Origin of the sequence: Streptomyces sp. WAC 01529 (genome assembly GCF_003945545.1) — a bacterium.
Classification (GTDB): domain Bacteria; phylum Actinomycetota; class Actinomycetes; order Streptomycetales; family Streptomycetaceae; genus Streptomyces; species Streptomyces anatolicus.
Genome location: NZ_CP029617.1, coordinates 8,180,402 through 8,203,082 on the forward strand (window position 1 = coordinate 8,180,402; position 22,681 = coordinate 8,203,082).

The 22,681-nt window shown below is 67.9% G+C and carries 18 protein-coding genes and 4 pseudogenes; 12 read left to right on the forward strand and 10 right to left on the reverse strand.

The genetic code is table 11. The features are described from left to right. The first annotated feature begins 21 nt into the window (after window positions 1-21). Window positions 22-1,200, forward strand: a complete 1,179-nt coding sequence (locus tag DMA15_RS36025; protein ID WP_125517004.1) for a GDSL-type esterase/lipase family protein — start codon at window positions 22-24, stop codon at window positions 1,198-1,200. 35 nt (window positions 1,201-1,235) lie between these two features. On the opposite strand, the gene DMA15_RS36030 is transcribed toward DMA15_RS36025, so the two are convergent. Beyond that, the gene (locus tag DMA15_RS36030; RefSeq protein WP_125517006.1) at window positions 1,236-2,012 is read right to left on the reverse strand and encodes a MerR family transcriptional regulator; all 777 of its coding nucleotides are present in this window, start codon (window positions 2,010-2,012) and stop codon (window positions 1,236-1,238) included. Between the two features lie 431 nt (window positions 2,013-2,443). On the opposite strand from DMA15_RS36030, the gene DMA15_RS36035 reads away from it, so the two are divergent. The 4 genes from DMA15_RS36035 to DMA15_RS36050 all read left to right on the forward strand — a co-directional run bounded on the left by DMA15_RS36035 (window position 2,444) and on the right by DMA15_RS36050 (window position 6,683). After that, the gene (locus tag DMA15_RS36035; protein ID WP_125517008.1) at window positions 2,444-3,094 is read left to right on the forward strand and encodes a GPP34 family phosphoprotein; all 651 of its coding nucleotides are present in this window, start codon (window positions 2,444-2,446) and stop codon (window positions 3,092-3,094) included. Between the two features lie 70 nt (window positions 3,095-3,164). Next, the gene (locus DMA15_RS36040; protein WP_125517010.1) at window positions 3,165-3,920 is read left to right on the forward strand and encodes a DUF3159 domain-containing protein; all 756 of its coding nucleotides are present in this window, start codon (window positions 3,165-3,167) and stop codon (window positions 3,918-3,920) included. 19 nt (window positions 3,921-3,939) lie between these two features. Next, a complete protein-coding gene (locus DMA15_RS36045) occupies window positions 3,940-5,262 on the forward strand; it encodes a peptide synthetase (protein WP_240660124.1) in 1,323 nt (440 codons plus the stop codon). A 2-nt stretch (window positions 5,263-5,264) separates the two neighbouring features. Further along, window positions 5,265-6,683 carry an FAD-binding oxidoreductase gene (locus tag DMA15_RS36050; protein WP_125517011.1) on the forward strand — a complete coding sequence of 473 codons (1,419 nt, stop codon included), beginning with the start codon at window positions 5,265-5,267 and terminating at the stop codon, window positions 6,681-6,683. 49 nt (window positions 6,684-6,732) lie between these two features. On the opposite strand, the gene DMA15_RS36055 is transcribed toward DMA15_RS36050, so the two are convergent. Further along, entirely contained in the window at window positions 6,733-8,277 is a 1,545-nt protein-coding gene (locus DMA15_RS36055; RefSeq protein ID WP_125517013.1) for an alpha/beta hydrolase, read from the reverse strand. A gap of 299 nt (window positions 8,278-8,576) precedes the next feature. Between DMA15_RS36055 and DMA15_RS36060 the strand changes: the two genes are divergently transcribed. Then, complete coding sequence (locus DMA15_RS36060; protein ID WP_164551909.1) at window positions 8,577-9,704, forward strand: serine hydrolase domain-containing protein; 1,128 nt, start codon at window positions 8,577-8,579, stop codon at window positions 9,702-9,704. 169 nt (window positions 9,705-9,873) lie between these two features. Here the strand turns inward: DMA15_RS36060 and DMA15_RS36065 are convergent, their stop codons facing one another. Both DMA15_RS36065 and DMA15_RS36070 read right to left on the reverse strand, forming a co-directional pair. Beyond that, entirely contained in the window at window positions 9,874-10,212 is a 339-nt protein-coding gene (locus DMA15_RS36065) for a thioredoxin family protein (RefSeq protein WP_125517017.1), read from the reverse strand. A 171-nt stretch (window positions 10,213-10,383) separates the two neighbouring features. Continuing rightward, a complete protein-coding gene (locus DMA15_RS36070) occupies window positions 10,384-11,523 on the reverse strand; it encodes a PucR family transcriptional regulator (RefSeq protein WP_125517019.1) in 1,140 nt (379 codons plus the stop codon). 87 nt (window positions 11,524-11,610) lie between these two features. On the opposite strand from DMA15_RS36070, the gene DMA15_RS36075 reads away from it, so the two are divergent. The 3 genes and pseudogenes from DMA15_RS36075 to DMA15_RS37810 all read left to right on the forward strand — a co-directional run. Beyond that, window positions 11,611-12,666: a ferredoxin reductase gene (locus DMA15_RS36075; protein WP_125517021.1), complete on the forward strand. Its 1,056-nt coding sequence runs from the start codon at window positions 11,611-11,613 to the stop codon at window positions 12,664-12,666. Window positions 12,667-12,673: 7 nt separating this feature from the next. After that, complete coding sequence (locus DMA15_RS36080) at window positions 12,674-13,792, forward strand: acyl-CoA desaturase (protein WP_125517023.1); 1,119 nt, start codon at window positions 12,674-12,676, stop codon at window positions 13,790-13,792. Window positions 13,793-13,959: 167 nt separating this feature from the next. Further along, a pseudogene (locus DMA15_RS37810) lies at window positions 13,960-14,109 on the forward strand (trypsin); the annotation flags it as partial. A gap of 476 nt (window positions 14,110-14,585) precedes the next feature. Here DMA15_RS37810 and DMA15_RS36090 read toward each other — a convergent pair. Further along, complete coding sequence (locus tag DMA15_RS36090; protein WP_125517025.1) at window positions 14,586-14,783, reverse strand: hypothetical protein; 198 nt, start codon at window positions 14,781-14,783, stop codon at window positions 14,586-14,588. 279 nt (window positions 14,784-15,062) lie between these two features. On the opposite strand from DMA15_RS36090, the gene DMA15_RS36095 reads away from it, so the two are divergent. Beyond that, entirely contained in the window at window positions 15,063-15,233 is a 171-nt protein-coding gene (locus DMA15_RS36095) for a hypothetical protein (RefSeq protein ID WP_240660125.1), read from the forward strand. 425 nt (window positions 15,234-15,658) lie between these two features. On the opposite strand, the gene DMA15_RS36925 is transcribed toward DMA15_RS36095, so the two are convergent. Both DMA15_RS36925 and DMA15_RS37815 read right to left on the reverse strand, forming a co-directional pair. Further along, a complete protein-coding gene (locus DMA15_RS36925; protein WP_051820119.1) occupies window positions 15,659-16,585 on the reverse strand; it encodes a hypothetical protein in 927 nt (308 codons plus the stop codon). 1,065 nt (window positions 16,586-17,650) lie between these two features. Next, window positions 17,651-17,758 (reverse strand): annotated as a pseudogene (locus DMA15_RS37815) (transposase); the annotation flags it as partial. A 1,002-nt stretch (window positions 17,759-18,760) separates the two neighbouring features. Between DMA15_RS37815 and DMA15_RS36105 the strand changes: the two are divergent. After that, on the forward strand, window positions 18,761-19,309 hold the full coding sequence (locus DMA15_RS36105; RefSeq protein WP_125518240.1) for a YciI family protein: 549 nt from the start codon (window positions 18,761-18,763) through the stop codon (window positions 19,307-19,309). Between the two features lie 152 nt (window positions 19,310-19,461). On the opposite strand, the pseudogene DMA15_RS38175 reads toward DMA15_RS36105, so the two are convergent. From DMA15_RS38175 to DMA15_RS36115, 3 genes and pseudogenes are all read right to left on the reverse strand, one after another. Then, window positions 19,462-19,998: pseudogene (locus tag DMA15_RS38175) on the reverse strand (transposase); the annotation flags it as partial. Next, window positions 19,993-20,595 (reverse strand): annotated as a pseudogene (locus DMA15_RS38180) (helix-turn-helix domain-containing protein); the annotation flags it as partial. The pseudogenes DMA15_RS38180 and DMA15_RS38175, both read right to left, overlap by 6 nt. Before the next feature lie 36 nt (window positions 20,596-20,631). Beyond that, complete coding sequence (locus tag DMA15_RS36115; RefSeq protein WP_125518241.1) at window positions 20,632-21,168, reverse strand: aminoglycoside adenylyltransferase; 537 nt, start codon at window positions 21,166-21,168, stop codon at window positions 20,632-20,634. A 483-nt stretch (window positions 21,169-21,651) separates the two neighbouring features. Between DMA15_RS36115 and DMA15_RS36120 the strand changes: the two genes are divergently transcribed. Next, window positions 21,652-22,287, forward strand: a complete 636-nt coding sequence (locus DMA15_RS36120) for a hypothetical protein (RefSeq protein WP_125517027.1) — start codon at window positions 21,652-21,654, stop codon at window positions 22,285-22,287. Window positions 22,288-22,681 lie beyond the last annotated feature (394 nt).

The window sequence follows — 22,681 nt, forward strand, 5'->3', positions numbered from 1 at the left end:
ACAATGACAAGGCTTGAGGCAATGAGCACCGAACAGAAGCTGATCACCACCCCCATCACCGCCGACTTCCTGCGCGGCCACCTCGACGTCGAAGAGACTCCCCACGGCCTGCTGCCGCACCGGCTGCCCGCCCGGGCGCGCCGCCAGATCCCCGATGACCAGCTGGCCGTGGCCGAGGCCCAGCCCTCCGGTGTCCGGCTGGCCTTCCGTACCAGCGCCACCACGATCCGCCTGGACACCCTGCCGACCAAACGCGTCTACCGGGGCTTCCCGCCCCCGCCGGATGGCGTCTACGACCTCCTGGTCGACGGCCGCCTCACCGCCCAGGCCACCGTGGACGGCGGGAACCTGCGCACCATCACCGACATGCAGACCCAGACTGCCGAATTCACCCCGGGCCCGGTCGGCACCGCCCACTTCACCGACCTGCCCGCCGGTGAGAAGGACATCGAGATCTGGCTCCCCCACGCGGAGATCACCGAGGTCGTCGCCCTGTACAGCGACGCGCCCGTCGAGCCGGCCCCGAAGACCGGGCGCCGGGTGTGGTTGCACCACGGCAGCTCCATCAGCCATGGATCCAACGCCGTATCGCCCAGCACCATCTGGCCCGCGCTGGCCGCCTCCGCAGGCGATGTGGAGCTGATCAACCTCGGATTCAGCGGCAGCGCGCTGGTCGACCCCTTCACCGCCCGCGCGATGCGCGACACCCGCGCAGATCTGATCAGCCTCAAGCTCGGCATCAACGTCGTCAACGGGGACGCCATGCGCCTGCGCGCTTTCGCCCCCGCCATTCACGGCTTCCTCGACACCATCCGCGAGGGCCACCCCGCGATACCCCTGCTCCTGGTCTCCCCCGTCCTGTGTCCGACCCACGAGAACACCCCCGGACCTCTCATGCCGGACCCCTCCGGCGGAACCCTGAAGTTCAAGGCCACCGGCGATCCGGCCGAGACCGCCGCGGGGCGGCTGACGCTCACGATCGTCCGCGACGTCCTGGCCGGCATCGTCGAGCAGCGGTCCGCCGAGGACCCGAACCTCCACTACCTCGACGGACTCGACCTCTACGGCGAGAGCGACCACGACGAGTTCCCCCTGCCGGACGGGATCCACCCCGGCCCCGAAGGACACCGCCGCATCGGCGAGAACTTCGCCAAGCTCGTCTTCGCAGACAATGGGCCTTTCGCCCTCACGCCTGGCTGACATAGGCGACCAGGACTCGGCCACACATTCCGGGGCTACGCCTCCCGGGCCTTGTCTGTCGATTCGGGCCTGTCAGCCTCACATCCGGAATCAGACAGGAGCTTTTGGAGACGCCGCATCACGTCGACCTGGGCCGGATTGTAGAGATCGGCAATGGCTTTGCCGATGGTGCGATCGGCGTGCCGCCGGCCACGCGGGGCGTCCGAGGCGAGGTCGTGCAGCCCGGGATGCTTGACCTGGAGACCTCGGACGTAAGGCACGAGGCGCTCGGCAAGGCTCTGGCGCGTCTGCTCGTCCGCATCGGCGGGAAGTTCGTCGAGTTCGCGTGCCACCGGCTGCGGCTGCTCATGGAGCAAGTCCGCGTAGGCGTCCATGCCGTTGGGGCCGAGAACCGTACCGAGGACGGTGACGAAAGAGCGGTCGGGGTCAGGGAACTCTGCTGTCTCGTCCAGGGAGGCGAGGCTGAGAGGGAGATCGCTCGCGGCCGTTCTGCGCATGAGGGCGCCGACCTCCGCGCGGGCGTGTTGCAGTCGTTCGATGGTGGCGGCCAACTCGTCGTCGAGAGCCCGCAGATCACGCGGGTCCGGGGCGGAATCCGGGCCCTCCCGCATGTCCGCGATCTGAGAGAGGGAGAAGCCCAGGGCGGTGAGGCGCTTGATCCGGAGGAGTCGGACGAGGTGGCTGACGCCGTACTGCTTGTATCCGTTGGAGCGGCGCTCCGGCTCGTCGAGCAGGCCGATGTCGTGGTAGTGCCGTACGGCCCTGAGGCTGGTGCCGGCCAGCTCCGCCATCTCCCGCGTGCTCCACGCCATGATCGATGTCTCCCTCACCGTCCGGTGCCCTCGGCGCGGGCGCGCCAAGGGCCCATTGAAAACCATGACGCAACGGCAGGCCGGCGCAGGGGCGGAACAGAACGACGGGCCTCTTTCGCACTTCGCAAAAATACAACAGTGTCGCGAAATGTCCATTTCCTGGGTTTTTAAAAGTGTGCCGTAACGTCACCAGTTTCACGGATCGAACCAGAGGTAGTAGTAACCCAGAAAGAAAAAGCAGCGTCAGAGAATTCACTCACCGGCGCATGTGGCAGTTGTAAAGACCTGCCTTCTGTGTCTTCTGTCTCCGTAAAGGCGATTCGAGAAAAGCTGCGGGATGGAGCGTGAGCGAAAAATCCTCCTGCTGCGCGCGCCATCTCTTTCCGTGAACATTCCCCGCCTTGCAACGGCCGACCTACAGGGAAACCACTGTGCCCACGACTCTCGCTCAGAAGCTGTACCTGCTCTGCTACACCGTGGAGAAGGAGAAGTTCCAGCTGGACAACATTCAGGGACGCGGCCAGCTGCTGCGGGCCGGGGCGATGACCGAGCTGGCCCGTGAGGGTCTGCTGGACGCCACTGGAGGGAAGGTTCGGCGACTCCCCGGCAACCCGCCCGAGGATCTGTTCACCGCCGCAGTCTGGTGCGACCTGCCCGAGGACAAGCCCAAGGGCTGGCTCAAGTTCCTGCACGACAAGGCCCACAGCGCCGAGACCCCGGTTCGCGATCAGCTGCTCGCCTGCGGGGACATCACCCTCACACGGGAGAAGAAGCTAGGGGTCATCTCCACCGACCGGGTCACCGTGACACACCCGCACCTGGTGCACGACCTCCAGGACCGAGCGCGCTCGACCGTCCTCAACGGCGCCCCCACCGAGCATCTGACGGACGAACTGGCCATGGCCGTCCTGGCCGCGGAGCTGGAACTGACCTCGGTGTGGAGCAAGGCAGACCGCCGCGCCCATAAGTCCGACCTCAAGGCGCATGCGGCGCGGTTCGACACCCTCGTCCCCGGACTGCGCAAGGCCCTGCGCGATTCCTATCTCGCCAGCCGGGCCGTGGGAGGCGGTTGGAGCGCCTGAACCGCAGTACCACCGCGACGAGCGACGCCCTGGAAACACTGAAGCCGCAGCACGTGAACAGGAGTGATCGATGTCCCACCCCCAAGGCGAACCCGGCCCCTCCCCAACAAGCGACAGGAGCCACAGGACCACGCCGCCTCCTGCCCCGCGCCCGCCCACGCTCGAGTCCCTGGGAGGCACGGCGGGATTCATCTACTCGACCGTCCCGGTCGTGGTGTTCGTGATCGCCCTCGCCCTGCTGTCCACGAAGGCGGCCGTGATCGCGGCCGTCGCCACCGGCGCGGTGCTCACCGGAGCCCGGCTGGTACGCGGCGAACGTCTCGTCGCCGCCTCCGGCAGCCTGACCGGCGTTCTGGTCGCGGCAGGCATCGTCGCGCTCACCGGTTCCGCCAAGGACTTCTTCCTGCTGGGCATCTGGGTGGCCTTCGCCGGCTTCCTCGCCACATTCGGTTCGGTCCTCTTCCGCCGCCCCCTGTCCGGCGTCGCGTGGAACCTCCTGCACGGCGGCGCGTACGCCTGGCGCGAGGACCGTCAGACGCTGCGGGCACACGACATAGCCACCCTCGCCGCGGCACTCGTCCTCGGCGGCCGGTTCGTAGTGAAGCAGTGGCTCTACGTTCACGACGCCACCGGCTGGCTCGCCTTCGCGAAGATCGCCATGGGCACCCCCCTGACCGTGGTGGCCGCCCTGGTCGTCGCCTGGGCCTTCCGTAAAACGTCGAAGCGCCTGGTGGAAAGCCGGCCGGTCGAGACGATCGCCCCGCAGGAGCCCGAACTCCCTCCGCACCAGGGTGCGTCGGGGCAGCGACGCCGTCACCTCACATGAGCAGAGAAGGGTCGCCTGAATGTTGATCAGCCATGCCCACACGGAGACGGCGAGAGAACTCGGAGCCTTCGAGCGGGCCATCGACCTCTACATGCACCGAAACCCCGTCCAGTTCTCCCTGATCGCCGAGATCGACCGGAAGGTCTCCGAGCAGACTCTGGCGCGAGCACTGCGGGGTGTGCAGGCACGGCACCCGTTACTTCGCGTCTGGGTCGACCGCCGGGCTCCCCAGGCCCGGTACCGCTGGGCAGAAGGTCTGGTCAGAGTCGAAACCGCCGCCGAGGGAACTCCCTGGCAGTCGGTTGTCGCCGACGAGCAGACGCACCCCATCGCGCCGGAGCCCGGCCCGCTGTTGCGGACCGTACTCATTCCCGCGGAGACCGGCAGCGTCATCGTGCTGACCTTCGCTCACCAGATCACCGACGGGATCGGCGGCATGCGGGTGGTGGCGGACCTTGTCGCCGCTCTCGACGGCGACGAGGAGGGCGGCGAGCCGACCTCGGAGGGGGATGTTCCGCCCTCCCAGGAGACTCTCCTGCGAGCGCTCGACGCCACGACGCCACACGTGGGGCCACCCCAGGACGAGCTGACGGACGCGCCCGGTGAGCTGACCCAGTTCTCGGGGCGGGCACCGCACGTTTCCACCTTGGCCTTGCAACGCGCTCTGACCGCACGGCTCGTGAGCCGTTGCCGCACTGAGGGCGTGTCCGTGCACGCAGCGCTGTGCGCCGCCGCCTGCACGGTCTTCCACCGCGCGGGCCGCACCCGGGTGAGGGTGCTGAGCCCGATCGACCTGCGCCGTGCCGCAAGTCTGCCCGACGCTGTCGCGAACCGGTTCGCGGGAGCCCGCACGGCGAGCGAGGCATCCCAGGCCGGCAATTTCTGGGAACTGGCCCGGCACCATCACCAGGCTCTGGAAGACCAGCGCGCGCCGGCGGCACTCAAGGCCGGCTCGGAGGCACTGGAGCAGCAGCCGCCGGCCACCCCCGAAGAGGCCGAGGCGATGATGACCGTCGTCACCGCCGCCGACATCCAGATCACCAACCTCGGGGTGGTGGAGGCGCCGGCACACAGCCGCACCTCTCTCACCGCTCTGTGGGGGCCGGCGCAGACCACCCAACTTCGCGGTGAGCACGTTCTGGGTGTCGCCACCCTCGGGGGACGCCTGCGCATGACGGAGCTGACACACGACCCCGTGGCCGTTCTGCTGCCCGACATGGCAACCGTGCTGGCCCAGCATTGTGCCGATCCCGGCCCCCCGTCCTCCCGACCCGTTCACCCGGTCTCCAAATACACACACCGCACTCGACGCCCGCACCCGATGAGCGACACACAGGAGTGACCATGCAGCCCTCTACCGATGCCCATGCCGACGACGCGGTCAGCACTGCCTTGCTGGCCGAGTTGCGGTCCCATATCCCCGCGGACCGCGTGCTCACCAACGGACCGGAGTACACCCGAGCAGCCGCGTTGTTCAACGCAGCCGTCGATATCCGTCCTGCTGTGATCGTGCGGTGCGCGACCACCGCCCACGTGCAGGCGGGAGTACGCGCGTCTCGCAATCATGGAGTGCCGCTCTCCGTACGAGGCGGAGGTCATGACTTCTGGGGCCGGGCATTCAGGCCCGGTGGACTCGTCCTCGATCTGACCGACATGCGGGAAGTCCAGATCGACGTCGACCACCGTTGCGCGACGGTGGGTGGCGGAGCGCTCTCGTCCGACGTCGTATCCGCCGCCGAGCGCGTGGGCCTGACCGCCGTCACCGGAACGGCGGGCGCCGTCGGAATGGTCGGCCTCACGCTCGGCGGCGGGTACGGCCCCCTGCTCGGGCAGTTCGGGCTCGCAGCCGACAACCTGCTCAGCGCCGAGATGGTGCTGGCCGATGGTTCACGCGTAAGCACCGACGCCGAGAATCACCCGGACCTCTTCTGGGCGCTGCGCGGTGGCGGCGGCAACTTCGGTGTCGTGACCTCGGCGCGGATACGGCTGCACCCCGTGCCGACGGTGGTGTCGGGGACCATCCTGTACCCGATCGCCCAGAGCGCCGGCGTTCTCGCCGGCCTCGGAGAAATACTTCAGGGCTGTCCGGACGAGCTGACAGTCGACGTGGGGTTTCTACCCGGCCCGGACGGCGAACCGACGGTGTACGTCGCGCCGACCTGGTCGGGGGAGCTCGAGGTGGGGAACGCCGAGAACGGCCCGGTGCGTACCCTGGCCGGACTCGGCACACCCGTGCTCGCCGAAGTGGGACCTGTCGCCCGATCCGCGACGCTGGCCGCGACAGACGCCATGTTCCCACCCGGGCGCATGGGCGCGATCCGCACGCGGACCGTCCAGAGCGTCTCCGGCTCCCTCGCGACCGTCCTGGACCGAGCCGCCCAGGAGTTCACCTCACCGTTCTCCGCGATCGTTTGGCATCCATTCCATGGCGCCGCCACCCGTCCGCCCATCGGTTCGACCGCGTTCGGGCGACGCGAACCGCACCTGATGGTCGAGCTGATCTCCATGTGGGAGGGCAGCGACGGCAAGGGCAACGCAGGCGGTGGCGACGGCAAGTCACCGCACCTGCGCTGGCTGGAAGAGCTTCACACGGCGCTCGAACCCTTCTCCTTGCCGGGCGGCTACGTGAACTTCCTGGGACCGGAGACCCCCCACCAGGTCGCGAACTCCTACGGGCCGAACACCGAACGCTTGCTCGCCGTGAAATCTGCGGTCGACCCGGACTCCGTCTTCGCCGCCACACCGCTCCCCGTCGGCGGTTGAGGGCGGTGACTCCCGCTCAGACCTCGATAGCTATCTGAGAGACACGGCCTTAGGGCCGGTGTGTGCCGGGGCAGGTTTCCGGGACGCCGGTGAGCTTGCCGTTGAACAGGTAGCGGTAGACCGCGTCCGTCACGCACCGGCCGCCGAAGTTGATCACCGCGTGGCCGGTGCCCTGGTAGGTGAGCAGGCGGGAGCCGGGCAGTTGCCCGCCGACCCTGGTGGCCCAGGCGTGGCTGGTGGCGGGGTCGTGGCGGGCGTTGAGCAGCAGGGCGGGCGGGATTTTCGCGGCGCGGAGCGGGTGCTGGGGATTGGCGGCAGGGCGGGGCCAGCCCGCGCAGCGGGCCGCCCACTCCTGGTACCAGGCGTTGCCGTAGGCGTGGGGGGCTGCTGTGCGGCTGGCCTTCCACAAGGCGGCAGCGTTTTTATGCCCGTTGGGTCCGAAGTCCCAGTCGGCGCAGATCAGGGCGGTGGGGCGGCTCTCGTGGACGGGAGCACCTGGCTTCGTCGGCAGCTGGGGGAGGGGTGCGGGCTTCACCGGGGTCTTGCGGATGCGGTAAGAGGCCAGTCCCTGGAAGAAGGAGGGCCAGGCCTGCTCGGTCTGATTGCCCAGGTAGGTCCGCTTCAGCAGGGCGCTGGTGTCGACCGGCTGGCCGCCCTCGGTGAGCGTGCCGCGCTCGGCGGCCGTGAAGAGCCGCTTGAGGCGGGCGGCGGCGTTGCGGCCGTGCAGCGCGCAGGACGTGGCGCGCGCGCACCAGCGGGCCGCCGCGCGGACGGTCTCTTCCTGGGCCCGGGCGGCGCCCGCGAGGAAGGCCGGGGCCTTCTGGCTGTGGTCCACGACGCTGTCCAGCACCATCGTGCGCAGCCGCTCGGGGTAGCGCTCGGCGTACATCTGGCCGATGAGCGTGCCGTAGGAGATGCCGTAGTAGTTGAGTTTCGGTTCCTTGAGGAAGACCCGCAGGGCCTCCATGTCGCGGGCGATGTCCGCGGCGCTCACGTGGCCGAAAACGGGTCCGCTGGCGGCCCGGCAGCTCTTGGCCAGAGCCCGGTTGTAGCGCACGCGTTGGTCATACGCCGCGCGGTTGCCGAGGATGATGGGCAGCTTGTCGCCGTGGACGACGAGGTTCTCCCCGCACTTGAGCAGGGTGTCACGGGTGTCGAAGGCGACCAGGTCGAAGCGCTTGCCGAAGCGGGCGAACGCGCCCGTGCCGGAGGCGAGTTCCTGGGCGTGGCGCTCGCCGGGACCGCCGTAGTTCACCACGAGCGTTCCCACACGCCGCTTGTCGGAGGCCATACGCTTGACGACGGGCAGCTTGACGCGGGGCCCGTTGGGGGCTTTCCAGTCGACGGGCACCGACAGCGAGGCGCAGCGCAGCTCGCGGTTGCCGGCGCACGGCCGCCACGCCGCTTTACCCGCCACCTGGCCCATGGCCGCGGCAACGCCCGTCGTGGCCGAGCGGGAAAGCGGCACCGCGTGCGCGACATCGCCGCTCTGCGCGATCACCGTGCCCAGCAGCGCCATCGGCAAGGACACGGCGAGCACCGAACGGAGCCAGGGCGCGCGCCGTGACGTGCTGCTTTCGGTCATCTCAGTCATACGGCAGAACTCCAACGAACAGCGGCCCACAAAAGCCGCGAACGGGCGAACACGTAAAAGGGCGGACGCGATCGGCCGTGGTGGCACGTGCGCACTACGCCGCCGTTATATCACCAATGCGAATTTTCACCGAAAGGTTCCAGAGGGGCGATGGCTTCGCAGAGGTGTCCCCTGTTTCCATGGGGGCACGGACTACGGAGGGCCGTGCCGAGGGCGTTGCGCTCCGGCTTCGGGAAGATGCTTACGAAGGGGCATGTGCCGTGTTATCTGGGAACGCTCGTCGGGGGCTGAGGAAGGCCGTGCTGGCCGCCGGTGTCGCCATGCTGATGGTGGCCCATGCCGGGCCCGCCACCGCCGTCCCGGCGCAAAGTGGTGGGAACGTGCAGAAGGCGATGGAGGAACTGGCCCAGATTCCCGGGGTTGTGGGAGTCGTGGGCGGGGCCTATATCGACGGGAAGTCCCTCGGCCTGGGCAGTGCAGGCTCCCGGCTGCTGGACGGGGAGGGCGGGAGGATCCCTCCGAACGCCCGCTTCCGGATCTGGTCACAGACCAAGCAGATGGTGGCCACCGTGGTACTGAAACTCGTCGAAAAGGGCGAGTTGGGGGTGGATGACAAGCTCGGTGACCTGCTGCCGGAGGTGGTGGAGAAGGACCTGGTGACGAGGGCCGACGAGATCACGGTACGGCAGATGATCCGGCACACCTCCGGCATTCCCGACTGGTACGCCGAGAAGCCGAACCCGGACGGGAGCGAGGGAGACCCCTCGTTCGACGTGTTCGACTTTACGACCCCCTACCGGCCGCTGGATCTGGTGCGGTGGAGCCGTGATCGGCCCCGGACCGGGGAGCCGGGCGAGAAGTGGACCTACTCCAACACCAACTACACCCTTCTCGGCATGATCATCGAGAGGGTGACCGGCCATGATCTGGCCACCGAGCTGCGCACGCGCCTCTTCGAGCCGCTCGGGATGACCAGGAGCTACCTGATGGTCAAGCCGCCGGACGGTGTCAAGGGGCCGCACGGCCACGGCTACTACCCCGACACCGATGGCAGGCCGCGCGACGTGGACCGGTACAACGCCGGCCTCGCGGGGGCAGGGGCCGGCGGGGTCGTCTCCACCGCGCACGACGTGAGCGCCTTCAACCGGGCGTTCTCTCAGGGCAAGCTGCTGCCGCCAGAACTCCAGCGGATCCTGACCGACCGGCCGGCCGCTGCCGCACACCTCCAAGGCCACAGCAGCAACAGCAGTTGCAGCGATGACTTCTCCATCACGGGCGGGTTGGCCCCAGGCTCCGTGGCCATGACCTTCTACTCGGCGGACGGACGTCGCCAGCTCGCGTTGTCATTCACCCTGAGCGTCAAGCCCAACGCCGTGCGGCTCGACTTGGGCAAGGCCGTGGAGAGCATCTTCTGCCCATCCTCCTGACGTACTGCACGACCGGGGTGACGCCGCCGAAGAGCGCGGAGCCGCCGGGACTGGGAAGAGCCGATGGTCGGCGATACCCCGACGAAAGGGCGAGGGCGTCGATCCTCGCGCGCTGGTCGGCCGCCGTACGCGCGGACGGCGGCCGATCGCGGCGTGCCGCAGCGGTCGCTCAGAGATGGCCGTCCAGGACCTGCCGTACCTCGGTGATGGTCATGGGCCCTGTGCCGTGCGCCACAGCCTCTCCCTCCTTCAGCAGGACGCAGGACGGGGCTCCGGTGATCCCGTATCGCTCGGTTGCGGCCGGACAGCGCGTGATGTCGGCGCGGACGACCGTCAGGCGGCCCGTGTAGTCGTCGGCGATGTCACTCACGACGAGGTCCATCACCTGGCAGGGCTCGATTGCCTTGGGCCATGTCCCGGTGAAGTATGCGAGGACCGGAACTCCGCTCATCCCGAGGATGAAATCGAACTCCGCGTCCTCACGGGGGCGGTGAACCCGCTTCGACATGGAAGCTCCTGACCTCTCGTTCCGTCATTCCCTCCCCATCATCCCCCGCGCGGTGTACCAGGCCGGCCCGATCGGTCGCCCAATTGACCTGCCGGAGGAGAGGCACGGGCCCGGCCGCCCCGCCGGTCACCCAGCGCTCGCGGACACGGTCGTGGACGGTCGACGTACGCGTCAGCTGACCCGAAGACCGACCGCCAGCGTCAGTTCAAGGACCCGGTGTGGCGATGTGAGATCCGGAAACAGCTCCCGCAACTGCGACATCCGGTACCGGACTGTCTGGGGGTGGACGAACAACGCCGCCGCCACTTCGTCCCGTCTGCCCTGGTGCAGCAGCCACGTCCGCAAGGTCTCCTCCAGCCGCCGTGCGGTGGCGGCAGGCAAGGTCCGCAAGGGTGCGAGGGCTCGGGCACGAAGGTCTGCGTACGCGTCCACGTCGGCGCTCAGCACCAGCTCGGGCAGGTGGTCCTCGGTGTCGCGGATATCAGAGGAGAGGGAGCGCGCGCGTACGGCTCGTGCGTACGAGGCGGACGCACGAACCCATGGCCGGGCCGGGCCGACCACTGCGGTGCGGTCGGTCAGCTGCCGCAAGAGATGTGACCGGTCGGCATCGGCGACGAGCAGCACACCGGTGGCGTCCGGCAGATCGTCGAGGACGAGGGTGCTCGGGTCGAGCGCGCGGTAGGCGGGCCGGGCCTGGGCGGCGGGCAGCAGGACCGCGGTCAGCGAAACCGGAGGCTGCCACCCGGCCCGTTGAGCGGAGGCCATCAGCACATCCGGGCTCGCGCCGGCGAGGAGCTCGCGGGCCAGCTGTTCCAGGTGGCGCTCGTGGGCCCTGCCCCGGGCGGCCAGTTCGTCGGCATGGCCCGCCGCGCTCGCGGCGGAGAGCTCGTCGATGTAGGCGAAGGTCAGCTCGGCGAACTTGGCGACCTCGGCGGCGGGCAGACCTGCGGCTACGGCACCTGCTGCCAGGCACCGCCAGGCCACGCGGGCGCCGACGCGGTAGGCGCTGAGCAGGGCGTCCATCGAACGGCCGTCGCGTACCTCGCCGCGGCCCAGCTCGTAGGCTGCGTCGCCGGCGTCGCCGCCCGTGGTGTTCCCGCTCGCGAGGTCCAGGTAGTGGCCCAGAGCGGTGCGGACGGACCGGCGGATGGTGGCGCCCATGCGGCCCGAAAGGGCGTTGGCGTAGGAGGGGACCTCGTCGATGATCGCTTGGACGACCTCGTCGGCGGTGGTCTTCAGCGCGGCCCGAAGTGCGGTGACCGTCGTCTCATCCAGGGCCAGTTCGCTGGCCCTCCGGATTGCATGGCTCACGTTTTTGTTCCCTGCGAACAATTAAGTCGACCAGATTTACGTCCTGCGGTCAGGACTTTACGCCCTAAGGCGCAGCAAGCTGGAGGCATGATGAGTGCAGCCCTCCGCAGCAGGGCGTGGAAACTGGTGGAGACGGTCACGACACCACTGCTGCCGTCGGACTACCTCGACCTGGTCAGCCCGCTGCGTGCGGGCGCTGACCTGCGTGGACGCATCGAGGCCGTGCACCCCGAGACGGGTGACGCCGCGACGATCGTGATCAGGCCGGGGCGGGACTGGCGTGGCCACACAGCCGGTCAGTACGTACGGATCGGAGTCGACGTCGACGGGGTGCGCCTGTGGCGTGCGTACTCCATCACCTCGCCGACAAACCGCCGGGACGGCCGCGTCACGATCACCGTGAAGGCGATCCCGGACGGCAAGGTCAGCAACCACCTGGTGCGCAGGGCGAAACCGGGCACGCTGATCCAGCTCGATCAGCCGACCGGTGACTTCGTGCTGCCGCAGGCCAAGCCCGCCAAGGTGCTCTACCTGACGGCCGGCAGCGGCATCACGCCCGTGATGGGCATGCTGCGCGACACCGAGTTCGACGACGTCGTCATGGTCCACTGCGCCCCGCGGCCGCAAGACGTGATCTTCCGCAGCGAACTGCACGACCTGGTCGCGGGCAAGAAGCTGCGGCTCACCGAGGTGCACACCGACACAGACGGCACGCTCGACATCGCCCGTCTCGACGAACTCGTGCCCGACTGGACCGAGCGTGAGACCTGGGCGTGTGGGCCCGCGGGCCTGCTCGACGCCGCCGAAAAGCACTGGGTCGACCACGGCGTCCCGGACCGCCTGCACACCGAACGTTTCCGCCCCAGCATCCTCGTCGCCGGCGACGGCGGCGAGGTCACGTTCAGCGCCACCGGCAAGAGGGTCGACGCGGACGGCGCCACGCCATTGCTGGACATCGGCGAGGAGGCCGGCGTGCTCATGCCCTCCGGGTGCCGCATGGGCATCTGCTTCGGCTGCGTCACGCCGCTCAAGGCGGGCGCCGTCCGCGACCTGCGCACCGGCGAGGTCACCGAGGCCGAGCCGGGCGTCCTCATCCAGACCTGCGTGTCCGCCGCGGCGGGCCCCTGCGACATCGAACGGTAGGAGCACCTTGACCGCCATCGACCCCACCGCCCACCTGACCGTGGAGCAGATCGAGGAGCTCGGCCGCGAGCTGGACGCGATCCGCGACGAGGTGATCGCCAGTCGCGGCGAGAAGGACGCCGCCTACATCCGCAAGGTCATCTCGGCACAGCGCAAGCTGGAGCTGGCCAGCAGGGGCGTGCTGCTGTTCTCGCTCTTCCCGCCGGCGTGGCTGATCGGCACCGCCGGTCTGTCCGTGGCGAAGATCATGGACAACATGGAGATCGGCCACAACATCCTGCACGGCCAGTGGGACTGGATGCGAGACCCGAAGATCCACTCCACCACCTGGGAATGGGATCACGTCTCCCCGGCCGACCAGTGGAAGCACTCGCACAACGAGCTGCACCACACGTACACCAACGTGATCGGCAAGGACAACGACCTCGGCTACGGCATCATGCGCGTCGACGAGGACCAGAAGTGGCACCCGTTCCACCTCGGCCAGCCGCTGTGGAACTTCATCAACGCCTGTTTCTTCGAGTACGGCATCGCAGCGTACGACCTGGAGCTCGGCAACAACCTGCCCAAGCACCGCCGCAAGAACCCGGAGTTCCGCGCGCGGGCCAAGGCCGTGGGCCGCAAGATCCGCAAGCAGGTGCTCAAGGACTACGTGATCCACCCGCTGCTTTCGGGCCCGTCATTCCTCACCACGCTCGGCGCCACGTTCACCGCGAACGTGGTCCGCAACATCTGGACCCACTCGGTGATCATGTGCGGGCACTTCCCCGAGGGCGTACAGGTCTTCGAGCGCCGGTCGATCGAGGGCGAGACCCGCGGCCAGTGGTACCTGCGCCAGATGATGGGCTCCGCGAACATCAGCGGCAGCAAGGCCATGCACTTCATGACCGGCAACCTGTCGCACCAGATCGAGCACCACCTGTTCCCGGACCTGCCGAGCAACCGGTACGCCGAGGTCGCGGTGAAGGTCCGCGCGCTGTTCGAAAAGTATGAGCTGGAGTACGTCACCGGCCCGCTGCCCAAGCAGGTGCTCTCCGCGTGGCACAAGGTCTTCCGGCTCTCGCTGCCGAACAAGAAGCCCAAGGCCAAAACGCCGGCCCGCGAGCGGGAACTCGTCGCGGCCTGATTCCCGGTATGCCGAGGCCGCACAACTGCCGGACGCGCGTGATGTCGTAGGGCTCGTGCGGAACGCTTCTGCTCAGCGGGGTCTCTCACTACCTGTACGGCTGTACCCCCGGAGAGGAGTTGCTCTGGACGGTGCGTCGTGTTCGTGTACTGCTGCTGACCGCCCTGATGTTGGTCATGGGTTCGGTGATGTCGTCCGCTCCGGCCTCGGCTGTGATCGGCGGGTCAAAGAGCACCTACGGCCCGTGGGCGGTACGCATGCTCGTGGACGGCAAACCGGCGTGCACCGGGACGGCAGTCGCCCGACAGTGGATCCTCAAGGGTTTTTGGGCCGGAGGGATTGGGCGCTGGGCGCTTGACCTGGCCCCTGACAGTCAGGCTGGGCGGTGCGCTGCACTGGCGCACCGCGCCCTCTCGGGGGCGCCGGGCCGTTGAGCGCCAGCGTGGTCGAGAACCTGGACGTTCAGAATGCTTCTGCGACCGACAGGCAGCCGCGATGAAAGCGAGCCAACCCGAGTTGAGCGACCGCGGCGTCGATTTGGCACGTGGCCCATGCCGCCCGATCTCAACGAAAAGCCGGTGCCCCCGGTCTGGCGCACTTCAAGGCCTTGCCGCGGATAGAGCAGGAGACCGGCCCAGCACATTTTGGGAGCTTCGGTTGGCGAACGCCGCCAACCGAAGCTCCCCAACACGCTCAATCGCCAAGTGCCGTGTTTTCGAAGGCGAAGGCACCGCCTTGGGCCATATCACAGAGGTTCTGGCACAGGCACTTAAATCAAGTTCCGTACGGGTTCTCAGTTCCCGAACGTGTGGGAACCCTGGTTCGCCTGGCACATGGGGTCGGTCAGGGGGATGCCGGTACCGCACGCAGCGCTGTTTCCGATTCCCATCAGGCCGCCGAGACCATCATCGTCGTCGGCGGCGGCGCTCGCGCCACCGAGCACGGTCGCAGCGGTCAGCGCGGCGGTCGCAAGTACGGTACGGAAACGCATGGGTCCTCCAGGGGTTTCGCGGATGGGGCTCCGCACCATCCTGGCGCTGTGCCCCCGGCGCCACGAGGCAGAAAGCGCAGCAGGGTGACCGGCCGCCCCTCAGAGCCTGTCTTCGAACCCCCGTCGTTCGCGCGAAGCGCGAGCGGGCGTGCCGGGCGACGCTGCGCAGGCGGGGGTTCAAAGACAGGCGCTTACGAGCTGCCAGCGACCGAGGGCAAGCGCGGCGATCCGAGATGGCTGGCCTTCGCCCGCCGCTACGGCTTCGACCCCCGCCGTCCCGTGCAGTGGAAGGTTGAGGCGCTGGAGCCGACCGGACTCCAGCGCCTGGTCCTCGCCGCCGTCGACACGTACATCGACCGCGGCGTCCTCGCCCGGCGGATCGTCCGCGAGGAACAGCAGCGCCGCGCCCTTCAGGAGTTCGTCGGCCGGTGGGGCGCGCGTGATGTCTGAGGGGTCGTCTTAACCCCTCACGTCGGCCCAGAGGAGTGTTCCCGGGAAATCGGCGTCCATATCGATGGCTCGCCACTCATCACCACCCAGAAGCAGGCCTCCCGCTGGGGCTACGGCCACTGTCCCCGGGGGAGCAGGCGGGGCAACGGCGGAGCACCACGGGGGGAGCAGACGGCGGTTGTGTCCCTTGTTTAGAGGCGTCGCGCCGCCACTACGCGGCGGGAAGGGGCAGAGTTGCGCGCTGCCGGGCCGGTGGGCGGCTGGTGAGGCCTGCGGTCGTGCGAGTGGCAGCCCCGGGTGCACGCCGCCCCTGAGAGTCAGTCCTCAGACTCTCAGGGGCGGACGTCAGGGTGCACCCATCACGTCCTGAGACCGCGCCATGTGGTCTGAGGGCGTGAGGGGCGGGCCACCTGGGTGGGGCAAGGTCACGGTGTTCCGTTGGCGCCGCTCGCGCAGGGGCTGCCCGCGCCGAACGTTCCGCCCGTTCCACCGGTCCCGCCACGGAAGAGCATGCCCCCCGTGGCGTTGCCGCCGGCGCCGCCGATCCCGCAGGTGCCATCAACGCTGGCACCCGACTTCACACCGCCATTGCCGCCGGTGCCTCCGTTGCCACCCGAGTTGGTGATCCCTCCAGAACTCACACCACCGGCTCCGCCAATGCCCGCGGCGCCACCGGGGTAAGCACCGCCGGAGCTGCCGTTGCCGCCCTTCCCGGCATTACCGCCCTTACCTCCGTTGCCGGAGGCGTTGGTGCCGCCGGCGCCTCCGTTGCCGCCCTTTCCGCCGCCGTGGCCGATGCCGCCGTTGCCCGCGTTACCGCCCGCACCACCGCTCGATCCACCGACGCCACCCAGGCCGCCCTGGCCGCCGGCTCCGGCGCTGGCGCCGGAGTTCCCGCCGGCACCTCCGATGCCGCCCGCAGCGGCGTTGGTGCCCGCACCGCCCGCACCGCCCGCACCACCCGCGCCGTTGAGGCCGCCGGAGGCACCGGTGCCACCGTTACCGCCGGTCGCGCCGCTTGAGCCACCAGTGCCACCGGTGGCACCTGCACCGCCGGATCCGCTGCCTACGCCGATCCCGCCGTTACCGCCCGCACCGCCGACCCCGTTGGCGAAGCCGTTGCCGCCGGGGCCGCCGGCACCGCCCGCGCAGTTGCCCGTTCCGGTCGCAGCACCGCCTGCGGTGCCGGGGAAGCCCGCAGGGTGGGCGGCGGTGCCGTTGGCACCCGCAATGCCCGCAGTGCCCGCGGTACAGGCCAGGGCAGAGGCCCCGGCAGGGGCGCCGAAGAAGAGTGCTGCTCCGGTGAAGAGGGTCGGGAGGGCGAGGAGAGCGGTGGTCTGTTTCCGGTTCACGGTGTTTCCTCTGGCTCAGGTGAAGCAAGGGTCGATCCTGGGCGCGAAATCAGGCCGGCAAGGCACCTAAAAAGATTAATTTCCCTCGAAACATTTGTCTGCGCCGCATGCCGTGTGGCAGTCCGAGGATTACGCGCTACTTCCATACGACACGCATGTCCAGATATTTGTAATAGAACAAGGTGTGCGATTTCCGTCAACAATCACCTGACAGGGCCCTACGTAATCCACCGGAGGGAAAATCCCCTCAAAATTTCGTTTAGCCGATATTCACCGATGGGGCCGACCGGTACTGACGCGAAGTCGCCATTTTGAAGTTTCTGGCTCCTGCGGGCTCTGAACTGCAGGTTCTGGTTATCGGCAGCCGAAGACACTTGGGACCTCTGCCACCCAGGACCTGTCGAGGCGCATCACGCGAGGTCGACGCGGGTAGGGCGAGGTGAGACAACGACGGCTCGTCCGCCCCTGGCGTGCACGGAGTTGGCCGGATCCAAAGAGGTCTCGGCATATGCGACCCCCGTCTTGACGGGAAAGCGTACTCCTCATGCATCCCAGACGCAATTACGCCCAAAAATGCTGGGGATGAGGGCCGAGCAAGCGGCACCAGCAGCGAAAGTCGGGACGAGATGCCGGACGGATCGATGCCCTGACTCTGGTTACCGACTCCGACTCATCACCCAGGCAGAAATTCCATGTATCCCCTCCATAGCAGGATGATGGCAATTGCCAGCCCAGGAATCGAAATGCTGCTGGATTACTAGTTTGACTCTGTCGGGGATCTTGGAGTTTCCCGGTGCGGCAGCGTGATCGGCAGGCATGCTCGGGTGGTTCCGATGACCGATACGGCTGTCGAGGTGCCCGTTGTCCCTCCCGCGTTCCGGTGAGCACGTTCCGCCTCTGATTGCGCCGCTCGCGCGGGCGAACAACCCGGGTGGTACGACGGCGATATGGGTGCGCGACCGAAGGCGTCGTTGATGCGGTCCATGGCCTCCTCGCCCCGGCGGCCCAGCGGGCCGCCTCGCATGCCTCCCGGCCCTCCGGCGCGGCCGCACGCTGTGGAAGCCGATCGTCCAGCTCCGTGGCTATGGCGTATTTGAAGTCGATGCGGCAGCGGACCGCCTCGGCCGTCTGCCGGTCCGGCAGACCGAGCAGGAACTGCAGCACACAGAGCAGGTCCGCGCTTACGAGTTGCCCGCGACCGAGGCAAGCACGGCGACCCGCGATGGCCGGCCTTCGCCCGCCGCTACGGCTTCGATCCCCGCCGCCCGGTGCAGTGGGAGGGGGAGGCGCTGAAGCCGGACGAACTGAAGCGCCTGGTCCTCGCCGCCGTCGACCGGGACCATTGCGGCACCGGGGTCTCGCATACTCCGGCTCAGCGCCGGACCGTCATGCCCAGTCCATGCCCAGTTTGGCGAGGGCGGCGATGTCCAGGAGCAGTGTTTGTGATCCGGAGCGGGTGCTCTGGCCTGGGTTGATCAGTTTTGATGTGTGGTTATGGTCAGACGGTGCTGGTGCTTCGGTAGCCGTGGCGAGCGTGGAAGCTGGTCCTGGCCTGTGAGTCTGACCTGCAGGTTTGTCAGGTAGCGGGCCGTGGTGTTCAGGTCGTGTCATCTCTACTGCGCTCGGAGCATTTCCGCCGATCGTTGGTATGCGGCGGTGCCTGGACGAGCGGCCCGCTTTTTGAAGGCCGGGACATGGCCAGCGGGCTTGGGGTGGGCATGTGACCTGGCAGGTCAGTGGTTCGTTATGCCGAGGCGACGCGGCGTGGGCAGCTCGGCCGCGCGGGCGGCGGCGCGCTGCGGCACCCGCGTGGAACACCTGCTCAGCGTCCCCGTGACTGAACCGGGCATGGGCCGGTGGCTCTTCCTGGATGACTGGGGCCCCAGCCAACCGCGGCCCCGCCCGGTCTGGTCAAGGCCGCTCCCACCGCCCTCGACGCGGTTGGGCACGAAATGGCCCTGGGCGGCTGTGGGCCGTTCTGAGCTAGGGATGTTGGCGCCGGATGCTGTTTCAGTCATTCGGCTGCGGGGCGGCCGTGTTGGCAACCCGCTTGGTTGTGACGGCGTGGCTGTGACGGCTACGCCGTTTCACGGAATGCAGCCTGGTTGCGAGCGCTGGTCATCGTCGCTAAAAGCCAGTTGAGATGGTGTCTTTGATGGGGAAGGGTCTGTGGTTATGGAGTTCTTCTGCTACCACCGTGACCGGCCCGGCTCCCTCGCGTTACGCGAGGAGCTGGTGGAGGAGCACTGGTCCTACATGGACCGGTACGCGAAGGAGCTGATCGCTCGCGGCCCGACCTTCGCCGATGATGGTGAAACCCCCACCGGCAGCGTGCACATCGTCGACCTGCCCGATCCCGCCGCCGCCCGCGCGTTCGCCTTCGACGAGCCCAACTACCAGGCCGGTGCGTACCGGGATGTGCTCCTGCGCCGGTGGCGCAACGTGCTGGGGCGCACCATGTGGGATTTCCCAGGTGCCCGGACCGATGACAAGCGGTACCTGGTGCTCGGCCTCGGCGAGGGCCCGGCCGCCGACCTCGCCCTGCCGCACGACCGGGACGACCTGGTCGCGTACGGGCCGCTGCTGTCCGACGACGGCGACACCTGGCTGGGTACGGCGGTGCTGCTCAGGGCCCCGGATATGGACACGGCACGAGCCGTCCTGACTGCGGACCGGTACGCGGACATCGAGGTCCACGACTGGGAGTTCGGTGGACGTCGATGAGCCGAGAAGGCGTCGGATTGATGTCATCTCCGGACCACATTGACCCGGGATAGGAGCGGTGACGGTGGCGCTGCGGGCGGTCCGCTGGTGGACGGGCCGGTGGAGTTTTGGGGCGTTGCACCTGGAGACCACCCGGGCAGGGGTGATGCCGCGCCGTCTCCTTTCTGGCGGCAGTCGCGGAGGATCTTCCAGTTCTTCATGCGGGCGAAGGTGTGCTCGACGCGGGCCCGGACCCGGCGGTGATCGGCGTTGTCCTCCTCCTGGCCACGCAGGAGAGGCCGTCCAGCCCTTCTGCGGTGCGGGACGATCAAACCGGTGCCGAGGTAGGCGCCATCCGCGATGACCGTCCTCCCGGCTGCCGCGGCCGACAGATCCGACTCACGCCAGACATGAGCGTCAGCCTTGTTCCCCGGCGCCGGGCGGGCGGTCGCGACGACCAGTCGGGTGTCGGCGTCGATGATGACCTGCACGTTCGCCGAGAACCGGTAGTTCCTCGACGAGGCGCCAACCGTGCGATCACGCATAGGGATCGAGGTTCCGTCCACGATCCACAACCGGTCCACGTCGACGACCGGCCGCGGGGCCAGCGCCAACGCCAGCAGCGGCCGCAGGCGCTGAATGACCCGGCAGACCGTGGCCGAGGAGATCCCGAAGAGCGGTGCGAGCTGCCGCATCGTGGGCCTCAGGTTGAGCGGGCCAAATTCGTCCATGCAGAAGACGATGTCGGGTTCGTGCTCCTCGGGTATGACCTCGCCGTCGGCGATCGCATACAAGTGCTCGACGCGGGCCTTCTTCGTCGTGTATTCCGGATCGCGGGAGGTCTTCCAGGTCTTCAGGCGCTGAAAGGAGACGCCTTCCTCGCGGAGCAGGCTGCGCAGGCCCTCGTGGCTGATGTCGTCGACCACTCCCTCGGCAACCAGGAAGTCCGCCAGCTTGGTCAGGCTCCAGGTCGAGAACGGCAGGTCGTGCTCGGTCGGCTTGGACTTGGCGATCTTCTTGATCTCGCGCCGCTCAGGCAGCGTGAAGGTCTTGGGACGGACTCCGGAGTGCTTCGGATACAGCGACTCGAAGCTGTCGGCGTTGAAGTTGTGAATCACGTCCCGGACCCGGTCATCGCCGGTGAACGACACCTCGGCGATCTTCACCATCGGCATGCCCTGCGCGGACAGCAGCACCATCTGGGCCCGTCGCCAGGTCACCACCGACCCGGTGCCCCTGCGGATGATCCGCAGTAGCCGCCGTCCCTCGTCGTCATCCATCTCACGGACACGTACTCGCTCTGCCACTGCCCGACGGTAACGGACGGTCGACGCCCAGGAACCTCACTCAGGATGCTTGCCCCGTGCGCGGAGGGCTGCCTCCAGCTGGGCGATGTCCTCGGCGTCCTTGGACCGTCGAGGCCGGGAGGGATCCCAGGTGGGCATCATCCGTTTGATCTCGATCTGGGCCTGCGGACTGACGACAGCACATTGCAGACCACCTATACGGCCCAGCCCGGCATCGAGCATTCCCTCAGGCCAGGGCGTACCGGCCCACGGGCCCCCGGCAACCACCACACGGCCCGCCGTATCCCGGTCCAGGAGCGTAAAGCTGTTCTCCAGCCCGTCCTTGGCGAAATCGAGCTGCAGGTCAGGCGGCGGTCCTGGGACCGGTTGATGACCATGCAGCAGCAAGCCTTCCGCCAAGGCCCCGGCATCGTCCGCCCAAGCGAACCAGTCGATGTCCTCATGGTCTCGCGTGATCTCGCCGAGGAAGAAGTCCATGGCCCATCCACCGCGAAGCCACACCGCAACCCCAAGAGCTCCTGCGACCTCCATGGCCTCAGCGATCAGGCGAAGCTGTCGATCAGCACGTCCCATATCCACAGCCAGGCAGGCTACGCGGCAACCGCCATACCCAGCACATCGTTTGTCCCCACAGGGCGGGTGAACGTTGCCTGACACGGCACTAGTTGGTCGGGATCTGGAAAAGAGCGTGTACATGTGCGAACCGCGGTCGCCGGATCGGCGCCGGCGGAAAAAAGCCGCTCCCGAAAGACAGACCAGTGCCCTACCCCTGGCAGGCGCATCGGCCCCGCTCGAAGGGATCCTGACTGGCGCAACGGCCCTGTGCTCTGAAGGCAGTCTCATTCCCGGTTCCCTTCGAGAGGAGGGTGAGGCTGTGCCTTTGCATACCCGCCTGCGGTCCTCAGCACGTACGCTTCACCTCTGCACAGGGGTTACCGTCGCCGCGAGCCAGACAGCAAGGGATCAGAGGCGTTCATCAGGACCCCTGAAGTGAGAAGCCGCTGCCCTTGCTCCGCGGCCCGCAGCTACGCCAGTTCCTATCGAAAGGCCACTGTTATGGCAAATGTCCAGTCGGTAACCGCCGGTGTCCAGGCCCAGTACGCCGCCCAGGTGGCCGAGGATTTGGAATCAAACCGCAAGGAGCAGGAACGCATTGAGGCGGAGATGGCGGCACTGCAGGAGAAGTTGGAAGTGTTGCAGAGGGACTGCAGGGTTTTGGAGAACGTGCAGCAAGCACTCGAGACCTCTCACACGTCTGCGTCTGGCGCCAAGAAGCCGTCGATCCGCAAGAAGCAGGTGCCTGCCCAACGAGCACACGCGAGTAAGTCTGGTGAGGCCCGCGCGAAGAGCCCCGCAGGCGCCGGAACCCGGACCAATACGGCCCAGAAGACACCTAAGGCAGCTGTGAACAAGCCGAGCGCGCCGGAGGGAGGATCCACATTGGTCGAGCTGATCAGCGCCCACCTTGGCCAGCAGAGCGAACCGCGCTCCACCGCCGAGATCACCACCGCGCTCGCCAAGGCCCATCCTGATCGCAACATCAAGGCCACCGTCGTACGCACCACGGTGGAAGGTTTGGTCGCCAAGGGGCGGGCTGAGCGAACCAGGCAAGGTTCCTCGGTCTTCTACACTGCAGTTGCCCAAGCTGCAGAGCCTTCCGACACGCAGCAGCCTCAGACACCCACCAACTGAGCAACGGTTCAGGCGTCTGACGTTTGGTGGGCGTTCCTGCGAGCTCGGCATGGCCACATGCCCATTTGGGATTGAGCGGCTCCTGCGCGACTCGGGCCCTGCCTGCGCGGTCCTGCAGGCGCCCCCGGCTCCGAAAGAACGGCGCCGCCCAGACGAAGAAGCCGAAGCGGCGCACCGGCACCGTTCGGGAGGCAGTTTTTGCGTGCCATGATCAGCGCGTGGGCGAGTACTCGTGGCCTTCCGAGAACGGCAGATGCCAAGCAGCCGGTGCCGCTGCGGCCTGGTCTGAGACGGTTCGCTCTCTGCCTGTCGGTACCTCGATCACCGGTGAGGTCATCGGTAGACAGCCCTTCGGCGTCTTCCTCTCCGTCGACGGCCGGCCTGAAGCCGTTGG

Bases quoted from the DNA above. Each gene is read 5' to 3' on its own strand.
- DMA15_RS36025 (WP_125517004.1), top strand. From the start codon at position 22: ATGAGCACCGAACAGAAGCTGATCACCACCCCCATCACCGCCGACTTC.
- DMA15_RS36030 (WP_125517006.1), bottom strand. From the start codon at position 2,012: ATGGCGTGGAGCACGCGGGAGATGGCGGAGCTGGCCGGCACCAGCCTC.
- DMA15_RS36040 (WP_125517010.1), top strand. From the start codon at position 3,165: ATGTCCCACCCCCAAGGCGAACCCGGCCCCTCCCCAACAAGCGACAGG.
- DMA15_RS36045 (WP_240660124.1), top strand. From the start codon at position 3,940: ATGTTGATCAGCCATGCCCACACGGAGACGGCGAGAGAACTCGGAGCC.
- DMA15_RS36050 (WP_125517011.1), top strand. From the start codon at position 5,265: ATGCAGCCCTCTACCGATGCCCATGCCGACGACGCGGTCAGCACTGCC.
- DMA15_RS36055 (WP_125517013.1), bottom strand. From the start codon at position 8,277: ATGACTGAGATGACCGAAAGCAGCACGTCACGGCGCGCGCCCTGGCTC.
- DMA15_RS36065 (WP_125517017.1), bottom strand. From the start codon at position 10,212: ATGTCGAAGCGGGTTCACCGCCCCCGTGAGGACGCGGAGTTCGATTTC.
- DMA15_RS36075 (WP_125517021.1), top strand. From the start codon at position 11,611: ATGATGAGTGCAGCCCTCCGCAGCAGGGCGTGGAAACTGGTGGAGACG.
- DMA15_RS36090 (WP_125517025.1), bottom strand. From the start codon at position 14,783: ATGCGTTTCCGTACCGTACTTGCGACCGCCGCGCTGACCGCTGCGACC.
- DMA15_RS36105 (WP_125518240.1), top strand. From the start codon at position 18,761: ATGGAGTTCTTCTGCTACCACCGTGACCGGCCCGGCTCCCTCGCGTTA.
- DMA15_RS36115 (WP_125518241.1), bottom strand. From the start codon at position 21,168: ATGGGACGTGCTGATCGACAGCTTCGCCTGATCGCTGAGGCCATGGAG.
- DMA15_RS36120 (WP_125517027.1), top strand. From the start codon at position 21,652: ATGGCAAATGTCCAGTCGGTAACCGCCGGTGTCCAGGCCCAGTACGCC.